This is a genomic window from Streptomyces longispororuber, assembly GCF_014656095.1.
GTDB lineage: Bacteria > Actinomycetota > Actinomycetes > Streptomycetales > Streptomycetaceae > Streptomyces > Streptomyces longispororuber.
Window position 1 is genome coordinate 61,639 of record NZ_BNBT01000025.1, and the last position, 8,959, is coordinate 70,597.

Genomic DNA, 8,959 nt, shown 5'->3' on the forward strand with positions numbered 1-8,959 from the left:
GCGCCCTGGACGACCGACCCCGGCGCGCGTGAGGTGGCCCCGGCGGTCCGTCAGCCGGTGGAGCGGGGCTGGGCCGGGTTCTCGGGCGTGCCGTGGGAGGGCGGGTTCATCGCCGGGCCCGACGTGGCGGGCGAGACGGCGGACCCCGTGGCAGCGGCGGGCGCGAGTTCCGGCGCGGTCGCGGACGGTGAACCGCCGGACGGCTCCGCCCCCTCCCGCAGCTCCGCGAGCCGTGCGCGCAGGACCTGGAGCACGGGCAGTCGGCTGCCGTGGGCCGCCTCGTAGGCGAGCACCTCGCGCAGGCCCGCCTCGTCGAGCGTGCGCACGCGGTGCCGGAGGGCCGCCGGCGGGAGGAGGTCGTAGTCGGGCAGCGGCAGCTCTTCGTGGCGCGGCACGCGCGTCTCCGTCTTCTCCTCGGCCGTCTTCTCCTCAGCCATCGGGATGTCCTTTCTGCGTCGGTCCCTTGTGGAACAGGGGCAACAGGGCAAGTCCCGCGCCCGCGGCGGTCCAGACCTCCGGAAGTCGGACATGCGGGCGGCCGGGGCGGAGCGTACGGTCGGAAGGTCCCAGGAGGAGGCAGCGATGGACCACTCCCGTGTTCCGGTGCTGGAGGCGCTGCTGGAGTTCCGGCGCCGCGGGGACGTCGTGTACGGGCCGCCCGGGCACAAGCAGGGCCGGGGAGCCGACCCGCGGGTCGTCGACGTCGTCGGCGCGGGGGTCTTCGCCTCGGACGTGCTCTCCCTCAACGGCCTCGACGACCGCCGCGAGTCGCAAGGCGTGCTCACCCGGGCCGAGGAGCTGATGGCCGACGCGGTCGGCGCCGACCAGGCCTTCTTCTCCACGTGCGGCAGCTCCCTGTCGGTGAAGAGCGCGATGCTGGCGGTGGCGGGCCCGGGCGAGAAGCTCCTGATCTCGCGCAACGCCCACAAGTCCGTGGTGGCCTCGGTGATCATCAACGGGGTGGAACCGGTGTGGGTGCACCCCAAGTTCGACGCCGAGCGGCACCTCGCGCACCCGCCGGAACCCGACGACGTACGACGGGCGCTGCGCGCGCACCCGGACGCGAAGGGGATGCTGCTGATCACGCCCACCGACTGGGGCTCGTGCGCGGACATCGCCGGGGTCGCGCGCGTCTGCCACGACCACGACGTCCCGCTGATCGTCGACGAGGCCTGGGGAGCCCATCTGCCCTTCCACTCCGCGCTGCCCGCCTGGGGCATGGACGCGGACGCCGACCTGGTGGTCACCAGCGTGCACAAGATGGGCGGCGCGATCGAGCAGAGCTCCGTCTTCCACCTGCGGGGCGACCGGGTCTGCCCCGACGTGCTCAAGCAGCGCGAGGACCTGCTGGGCACCACCAGCTCCTCGTCCCTGGTGTACGCGACGCTCGACGGGTGGCGCCGGCAGATGGTCGAGCAGGGGCACGAGCTGCTGGAGACGGCCCTGGGCCGCGCGGCACGCGTGCGCGAGGCCGTCGCCGCCCTGCCCGGGCTGCGCCTGATGGGCTTCGAGACCGTGGAGGCGGGGCTGACGGCGGAGCTGGACCCGCTGCGCCTCACCGTCGACGTACGGGAGTTGGGCATCAGCGGCATGCAGGCGGCGGAGTGGCTGCGGGCCCACTGCCACATCGACGTCGGCTCCTCCGACACCTGCCGGATCGGGGCGCAGCTCACGCACGCGGACGACGACCGCACCGAGGAGCTGTTCGTCGACTCGCTGCGCCGCCTCGTCGAAAGCGCGGACACCATCGAGGCCAAGGCCCCGGTGCGACTGCCCGAACCGCCCGACGTACTGGAGCTGGAGCAGGCCATGCTGCCCCGGGACGCCTTCTTCGCGTCGGCGGAGCAGGTCCCCGCCGACGAGGCCGTCGGCCGGGTCGCCGCCGAGATGCTCAGCCCCTACCCGCCCGGGGTCCCCGTGGTGGCGCCCGGGGAGGTCATCACCCCGGCCGTCGTCGACTACCTGAGGAGCGGCGCCGCCGTCGGGATGCTGATCCCCGACGCGGCCGACCCCACCGCGCGGACGCTGCGGGTGACGGCCCGCTAGTACGCCCGCGGCTGCCGTACGGCGGGATCGGCCCCGCCCCGCCGCGCGCGGTCCACGGAGTCGCCCCGTCTCCCACGGCTCAGGGCGGTGCCCCGTGCGCCACGGCTCACGGCGTCAACTCCTGCTGTGCGCAGCGCCATTCGGTGAGCAGGACCGTCGCGTCGTCGTCGAGCCTGCCGTCGTGGTGGTCGAGGACCGCGGCCATCAGGCGGCGCAGGGTCTCGTGCAGGGTGTGCCCGCCGGAGTGGTGCCGCAGCACGAAGTCGACGAACCGGTCCCGGCCGAACTGCCGGCCGCGGGCGTCCCGGGCCTCGACGACGCCGTCGGTGTACAGCAGCAGCCGGTCGCCGGGCTGGAGTTGCTCGGTGGCCTCGGTCACGGGCAGGCGGAGGTCGGCGCCCATGGGACCGGCCGGCGGACAGGCCAGCTCCGTGGTCCACCGGTTGCCGCGGATCAGGACCGGCAGGTGGTGGCCGCGGTTGACCCAGGTCAACCGCCCCGTCTCCAGGTCCAGGTCGGCCAGGACGCCGGTGACGTAGCGGCTGGTGCCGAACTGCTGGATCAGCGTGGCCTCCACCTGCGCGCTGATCTCGGACAGGGAGGCGTTCTGCCGCCGGGCGTTGCGGCAGGCGGCGACGGCCACGCTGGCGGTGATACCGGCGGTGGTGTCGTGCCCCAGCGCGTCGAAGACGCTCAGGTGGAGGGTGTGGCCGGCCACGGCGTAGTCGAAGGCGTCGCCGCCGACCTGGTAGGCGGGTTCCATCACCGCGCCCACGGTGGCGTCGTGCCCGGCGTAGGCGGGCGGCGGGGTGAGGTTCCACTGCATCTCGGCGGCGACGTTCATCGGCTCGGTGCGGACCAGGCGGGCGAAGGAGTCGCTGAAGGACCGCTTGCTGAGGAGCAGCAGGGCGACCATGGAGGCGAGGTCGCGCAGGTCCTGGCGGACGGCGGCGTCGCTGTCGCCGTGGCTGTCGCTGTCGGTGCCGGTGCCGGTATTGGCAGCGGTGCCCGTGTCCGTGCCCGTGTCTGTGCCCGTGCCCATGTCGCCGTCCGTGTCGCCGTCGGTGCCGGTGTCGGTGCCGACGGCGGTACCCGTATCGGCACCTGTGTCGGCACCTGTGTCGGCGGTGACGTCCATGTCGCCGTCCATGTCGGTGTCGGCCCGCAGTACGCCGAGCCGTTCGACGCCGTCGGTGACGGCCACCCACCACCGCCGCCGCAGGCCGCCGCCCCTCGGCTGCGGTTCGGCGAGCAGGTCCACGCGCTGGTAGGCCTGGCCGGGCAGGCTGCCGTGAACGGTGAACTCCTGCCCGCCGTCCCCGGCGCCGGGCCCCTCCCCCGTGAGCTGCCGCAGCACGGTCTCGCGGAGGTCCACGACGAAGACGGCCGTGTCGTACATCCCGGCCGCGGCGGCGTGCCGCGCGATCATCCCGGGCAGCTCCTCCAGCGTGGCGGTGTGACTGGCCTGCATCAACGCCACCAGGGACGCGGCGCTGTCCATGGCCATACGCTCCACCTCCCGCCGGAGCCGGGCAGGGGCCCGGGTGCACGGCGGCTCCTGCCGCCTCCGCCGCTGCCTACCCGGACCGCATACCCGCCCGGCCGCGGTGCAGGCCGCCCCGATGGAGTGGTGCAGCACGTCGCAGCGCGGCGAACGCTCGGTCAGTTCGCGCTTGTACGCAGGAAGGTGTCGAGCCGGGCGGCGAAGCCCGGCGCCGCGGCGACGAAGTGTCCGGCGCCCGGGTGCACGGCGCGTTCGCCGTCGAGCGCGACCGCGAGGGCGTCGCAGATCCGCTCGTGCGCGGCCGCGTGGTCTCCCGACGCGACGAGCACCGGGACGCGAGCCCGACGGATGAGGTCGAGCCGTGGACGCGCCTGGCCGGGGAGCCGGGCGCCGTGCGCGCGGCGGACGCCGGCGGCCACCTCACCCGGGAGCGGGCCGTCGTCGACGACGGCGCCCGCGAGGCGCAGGAACTCCCGCAGTTCGGCGGGGTCCGTGTCCACTCCGTGGGTGAGGACCGCGTCGCCGAGGCGCTGGAGCCGCGCCACCTCGGGGTCGTCCGGGACGAGGAAGGCCAGGGGCGGCTCGATCAGGGTGAGCGAGCGCACGCTGCCCGGCGCGGCCGCGACCGCGACCAGCGTCCCGAGAGCGCCGTAGGAGTGGGCGACGACGTGCGGGCGGCCGACGAGCAGCGGCGCCAGGTCCTGGGCGTCCACCTCGTAGTCCTGACCGGTCCGGGGCGCGGGGCTCGGCGGATAGCCGCGGCGATGGACGTGGGCCAGCGTCCAGCGGTCGGCCAGTGCGGACAAGGCGCCCCACGTCGTCCGCGGGCCGGCGCCCCCGTGCACGAGCAGGACCTCCGGCCCCGAGCCCGTACGCACCACCACGACGTCGTCCACGGGGCGGGAGCATAACGGCGCGCGCCGCTCCGGGTCATGTGAGGCCGTCTCCCGCTTGCCCGACCTCAGGGGCACATCAGCAGGGGCGCCCGGGCCCGCACAGCTCGGTTCCGGAGGTGACTTCTCGTGGCCCCGCGACGGCGCGCGCGTGGGTCACCCATGGTTCAGGGGCAGGCTTTCAGTCCTCGCACGCCGTGATGTCGTCGTCGCACCCCTCGACGTCGTCCGGGGCGATGGTGTTCAGGCGCCACGCGACCAGGCCGGTGCCGTTCTTCACCCGGTCCACGCTGATCCGGAACGGCTTGCCCGGCGGAATGGTGAACTGATCCGCCTCGGGGTCCCCGCACCCGATGCCGTACGGCTGCTCGTCGTCGCCGCGGGAGAGGGTGAGGGTGAGCTCGGCGACGCCGCGGGTGTCGCAGGTGATGTCGAGGCGGTACGGCCTGGTGCCGCGTGCGGCGTACGTCTTGGACACACCTGACGCGATGTACGACGTGTCGGTGTCGACGACCTCGGGGTCGGTGCCGTCGTCGGCGTAGGCGTCCAGTGCCCGCTGGGCCCGCTGCAACGCGTCACAGGAGGCGGCCCCTGCTGCTGAGCTGCCGCGACAGGTCAAACAGGAGGAGAGCCGCGTCCACAGGCGGCGGCGGGACGAGCAACTGGCCCGCGCTGCTTGCGGCCTGTACCAAGCGGCCGATGCCATCCATCAGCCGGCGATGCCCATGCCTCTGGCGGACGGGGGGCGCTACAACCAGTCCCGTCGCTTGAAGATGAAGTACAGGCTCGTGCAGACCACCGCCATCAGGAGGATCGCGAAGGGGTAGCCGAAGGTCCAGTGGAGTTCGGGCATGTGGTCGAAGTTCATGCCGTAGATCGTGCCGACCAACGTCGGGGCGAAGAGGATGGCGGCCCAGGAGGAGATCTTCTTGATCTCCTCGTTCTGTTCGAAGCCCGCTTCGGCCAGGGCGCGCATCTCCGCGTTCTGCTGCTGGGTGACCAGTGTGGCGTTGACCGTGAGGATGTCGGCCAGGGCCTGGCGGAAGCCGTCGACGCGTTCGCTGGTGTGGGTGACGTGGTCGGCCACGTCGCGCAGGTAGCGCTGGAGTTCCTCGTCCGTGCCGTACTTGGCGAAGCCCGCCATGAGGCCGTGCAGCATGCCGACCAGGGGGCGGGTCGCGCGCTGGAACTCGACCATTTCGCGGGCCAGTTCGTAGATGCGGCGGGACACCTCCGGGGCGCCGCTGAAGACCTCGGTCTCGATCTCGTCGATGTCGTTCTGGACGCCCGCCACCACCGGTGCGTAGCCGTCCACGACCGCGTCCAGGATGGCGTACAGGACCGCCTCCGGGCCGAGGCGCAGGAGGTCGGGGTCCTCCTCCATGCGGTGGCGCACCGCCGACAGGTCGGGGGCCGCCCCGTGCCGGACCGTGATGACGAAGTCGGGGCCCACGAACACATGGAGTTCGCCGAAGTCGACCTCCTCGGGGGCGTCCAGGTAGCGCGCCGCGCGCAGGACCACGAAGAGCGTGTCGCCGTACCGCTCCAGCTTCGGACGCTGATGGGCCTCCATCGCGTCCTCCACCGCCAGCTCGTGCAGGCCGAACTCGGCCGCCAGGGAGAGGAGTTCGGTCTCCGTGGGCCGGGCGAGGCCGATCCACGCCATGCCGTCGGGGCGGGTGCGCAGCTCGCGGTAGGTCTCGGCGAGCGTCGCGGGGGAGGAGACGCGGACGCCGTCGCGGTACAGGGCCGCCTGTACGACGCTCGGCCCCTGCGGCCTGCCCGTGTGCTGGGAGCGGGGGCGCGGCGCGTCGGCGGGCGGTTGCGGTGGCGTGGACCGCTCGGGGCCGCGGCGCTCCGCCGCGCGCCGCCACGAGTGCTTGCGCGTCGAGTGGGGGCGGTGTGCCGGTCGCTCCGGAGTCACCCGTGGCCCTTCCTGTCGCCGTTCGCTGCTTCGCCTGTCCGTCGTATGTCCGTCGTACGTGCCTCGTGCCCGCGGTGTCGCCCGCGCGCCGGGCCTCGGGCCCCGTGGACCGGCGGGGCCGTGGACCGGTGGTCCCTGAGCAGGATATATGCGGCAGATGGTGCGGGCGCGGCCCCCCTTCGGCCCAGGCCCCGCTCCTTTCGGCCCAGGCCGCTCCCTTCCGCCCCGGCCGTGCCCCTCCGCCCCGGCCCCGCCCGCTTGCGGACCGTCCCTGTCCGCAAGTCGCGTTAGCGTGCGGGGCATGACGAAGACCCCGTCGGCCCCGGTCCTCGGCCGCCGCGCCCTGAACCGCGCCTACCTCGACCGGCAGCTCCTGCTGCGCCGCGCGCCGATGTCCGCCCAGGACGCGCTCACCCACCTCGTGGGGCTCCAGGCGCAGAACGTGAAGCCGCCGTACGTCGCGCTCGCGGCCCGGCTCGACGGGTTCGACCCGGCGGAGCTCTCCGAGCTGATGGCCCGGCGCGCGGCCGTGCGGGCCGTCACCATGCGCTCCACCGTGCACACCCTCACCGCCGATGACCTGCTCGTCCTGCGGCCGCTCAGCCAGCCTGCCATCGAGCGTGAGCTGCGCATGTTCCGCAAGGGGCTGGACGGCGTCGACCTGGAGCGGCTCGCGGCCGTCGCCCGCGCGTACGTCGAGGAGGAGCCCCGGACGCCCGCGCGGATCCGCGCCGAGCTGGCCCGTCACTGGCCGGACGCCGACCCGCAGTCGCTCGGCATCGCCGCCCGCGCCCGCCTGCCGCTGGTCCAGGTCACCCCGCGCGGCCTGTGGGGGCGCGGCGGCCAGGTCGCGCTCACCACCGCCGAGCACTGGCTCGGCCGGCCGCTCGCCCAGGCGCCCGCGCCGGACGGCGTCGTGCGGCGCTACCTCGCCGCCTTCGGGCCCGCCTCGGTGAAGGACATGCAGGCCTGGGCGGGCGTCACCCGGCTGCGGGAGGCCTTCGAACGGCTGCGGCCCGAGCTGCGCACGTTCTGCGACGAGAGCGGCGTGGAGCTCTTCGACCTGCCCGACGCGCCCCGCCCGGACCCCGGGACCCCGGCGCCGCCGCGCTTCCTGCCGGAGTACGACAACCTCCTGCTCTCCCACGTCGACCGCTCCCGCGTCGTCCCCGCCGCCCACAAGAGCCGTACGTGGAAGGGGAACCAGGCCCTCAGCACCTTCCTCGTGGACGGGTTCCTCGCCGGGCTGTGGCGGCTCGACCAGGCGAAGGACGGCTCCGTCGTCGTGGTCGTCGAGGCCTTCGAGGAGCTGAGCCGCGAGCTGCGCGCGGCCGTCGCCGATGAGGCGGTGCGAACGGCGGAGGTGCTGGCCTCGGGGGCGCCGTCGTACGACGTCCGGTTCGGGGCGGTGGCCGACGGGTGAGCGGGCGCCGGGTGGGCGGGCGCCGGGGGCCGCCTCGTCCCCGCGGACCGGGCGGGCGCCCCCGGCGCTCGCGCTCAGTCCGCGCGCCCCGTCACCGCCACCGTCAGGCCGAGCCCGATCATCGTGCAACCGCCCGCCCCGCCCACCATCGCGAGCCTGCGGTCCGAGCGGGCGAACCAGGTGCGGGCCGCCGACGCCGTCAGGGCCCAGAGCGTGTCCGTCACCAGGCCGATGGAGATCGGCACCAGGCCGAGCAGCATCATCTGTACGGGGACGTGGCCCGCCGCGTGGTTTACGAACTGCGGCAGGACCGCCGCCGCGAACACGATGCCCTTGGGGTTGGTGAGGCCCACGAGGACGCCGTCCAGGACGGTGCGCAGGTCTCCGCGCGGGCCGCGCCCGGCCCCGCCCGACGCCGTGGCGGCGCGGATCGCCTCGGCCCTCAGCTCCCGCCGGTGCCGGTACGCCTGCACCCCGAGGAACACCAGGTACGCCGCGCCCGCCAGCTTCACCGCCAGGAACGCCGTGGCCGAGCGCTCCAGGAGCGAGCCCAGGCCGAACGCGACCGCCACGATCATCAGGTATGACCCGGCGACGTTGCCGAAGGCCGTCGCCACGGCCGTACGCCGCCCGTGCGCGAGCGCGCGCCCGATCACGAACAGCACGCTCGGCCCGGGGATGACGATCACCAGGGCCGACATCGCGGCGAAGGCCAGAAGGCGGTCGAGGGACACCATGCCCGCCATTGAACCCGCAAAAGGCGCGGTGCGCGCGGGTGTTGCCACTGCCGGGCGCAGCCGTGGACCGCTAGGGCAGCGCCCCCGCCCTGCGCGCCGCCACCACCGCCTCCCAGCGCGTGTGCGCGCCGAGCTTCCGCATCGCCGAGCGCAGATACCCCTTCACCGTCTCCGGCCGCAGGCCCAGGCGCTCCGCGGCCGCCGTGTTCGTCGCGCCCAGGGCGACGCAGGCCAGCACGTCCACCTCGCGGGGGGCCAGCGGGACCGGGGGCGTGGTGCCCGCCGAGGTCAGGGTGGTGCAGACCGCGAGGAGTTCGGCGCGCAGGGCGGGGTCCGCCGCGCGCGCGGCCAGCGCCCGCAGGGCCCCGTGCGCCTCGCGCACCCGCTCCCAGGCGGCGGGCCCGGCCTCGGGGAACAGCAGCGTGGGCTCCT

9 protein-coding genes are annotated in these 8,959 nt (G+C 74.5%); 2 read left to right on the top strand and 7 right to left on the bottom strand.

The window, feature by feature from the left end; all coding sequences use genetic code 11:
- Positions 1 to 50: 50 nt before the first annotated feature.
- Positions 51 to 437, bottom strand: coding sequence for a DUF8129 domain-containing protein (locus tag IE330_RS11475; RefSeq protein ID WP_190135820.1), 387 nt, complete (start codon positions 435 to 437; stop codon positions 51 to 53).
- A 145-nt stretch (positions 438 to 582) separates the two neighbouring features.
- On the opposite strand from IE330_RS11475, the gene IE330_RS11480 reads away from it, so the two are divergent.
- Complete coding sequence (locus IE330_RS11480) at positions 583 to 2,046, top strand: aminotransferase class I/II-fold pyridoxal phosphate-dependent enzyme (protein WP_190135821.1); 1,464 nt, start codon at positions 583 to 585, stop codon at positions 2,044 to 2,046.
- A gap of 106 nt (positions 2,047 to 2,152) precedes the next feature.
- Here IE330_RS11480 and IE330_RS38820 read toward each other — a convergent pair whose 3' ends face one another.
- The 4 genes from IE330_RS38820 to IE330_RS11505 all read right to left on the bottom strand — a co-directional run bounded on the left by IE330_RS38820 (position 2,153) and on the right by IE330_RS11505 (position 6,367).
- Complete coding sequence (locus IE330_RS38820; protein WP_229925562.1) at positions 2,153 to 3,553, bottom strand: PP2C family protein-serine/threonine phosphatase; 1,401 nt, start codon at positions 3,551 to 3,553, stop codon at positions 2,153 to 2,155.
- A 155-nt stretch (positions 3,554 to 3,708) separates the two neighbouring features.
- Positions 3,709 to 4,446 (bottom strand): alpha/beta fold hydrolase, encoded by a 738-nt coding sequence (locus tag IE330_RS11495; RefSeq protein ID WP_190135822.1) that lies wholly within the window; start codon positions 4,444 to 4,446, stop codon positions 3,709 to 3,711.
- A gap of 178 nt (positions 4,447 to 4,624) precedes the next feature.
- The gene (locus IE330_RS11500) at positions 4,625 to 5,014 is read right to left on the bottom strand and encodes a DUF6023 family protein (RefSeq protein WP_190135823.1); all 390 of its coding nucleotides are present in this window, start codon (positions 5,012 to 5,014) and stop codon (positions 4,625 to 4,627) included.
- 177 nt (positions 5,015 to 5,191) lie between these two features.
- Complete coding sequence (locus tag IE330_RS11505; protein WP_190135824.1) at positions 5,192 to 6,367, bottom strand: magnesium and cobalt transport protein CorA; 1,176 nt, start codon at positions 6,365 to 6,367, stop codon at positions 5,192 to 5,194.
- Positions 6,368 to 6,668: 301 nt separating this feature from the next.
- On the opposite strand from IE330_RS11505, the gene IE330_RS11510 reads away from it, so the two are divergent.
- Entirely contained in the window at positions 6,669 to 7,790 is a 1,122-nt protein-coding gene (locus IE330_RS11510; RefSeq protein ID WP_190135825.1) for a winged helix DNA-binding domain-containing protein, read from the top strand.
- Positions 7,791 to 7,864: 74 nt separating this feature from the next.
- On the opposite strand, the gene IE330_RS11515 is transcribed toward IE330_RS11510, so the two are convergent.
- A complete protein-coding gene (locus IE330_RS11515) occupies positions 7,865 to 8,527 on the bottom strand; it encodes a LysE family translocator (protein ID WP_190135826.1) in 663 nt (220 codons plus the stop codon).
- A 70-nt stretch (positions 8,528 to 8,597) separates the two neighbouring features.
- A partial coding sequence (locus IE330_RS11520; protein ID WP_190135827.1) for a helix-turn-helix transcriptional regulator occupies positions 8,598 to 8,959 on the bottom strand: 362 nt, incomplete at its 5' end.

Excerpts from the sequence above, each read along its gene's own strand:
- IE330_RS11480 (WP_190135821.1), top strand. The coding sequence starts at position 583 with ATGGACCACTCCCGTGTTCCGGTGCTGGAGGCGCTGCTGGAGTTCCGG.
- IE330_RS11510 (WP_190135825.1), top strand. The coding sequence starts at position 6,669 with ATGACGAAGACCCCGTCGGCCCCGGTCCTCGGCCGCCGCGCCCTGAAC.
- IE330_RS38820 (WP_229925562.1), bottom strand. The coding sequence starts at position 3,553 with ATGGCCATGGACAGCGCCGCGTCCCTGGTGGCGTTGATGCAGGCCAGT.
- IE330_RS11475 (WP_190135820.1), bottom strand. The coding sequence starts at position 437 with ATGGCTGAGGAGAAGACGGCCGAGGAGAAGACGGAGACGCGCGTGCCG.
- IE330_RS11515 (WP_190135826.1), bottom strand. The coding sequence starts at position 8,527 with ATGGTGTCCCTCGACCGCCTTCTGGCCTTCGCCGCGATGTCGGCCCTG.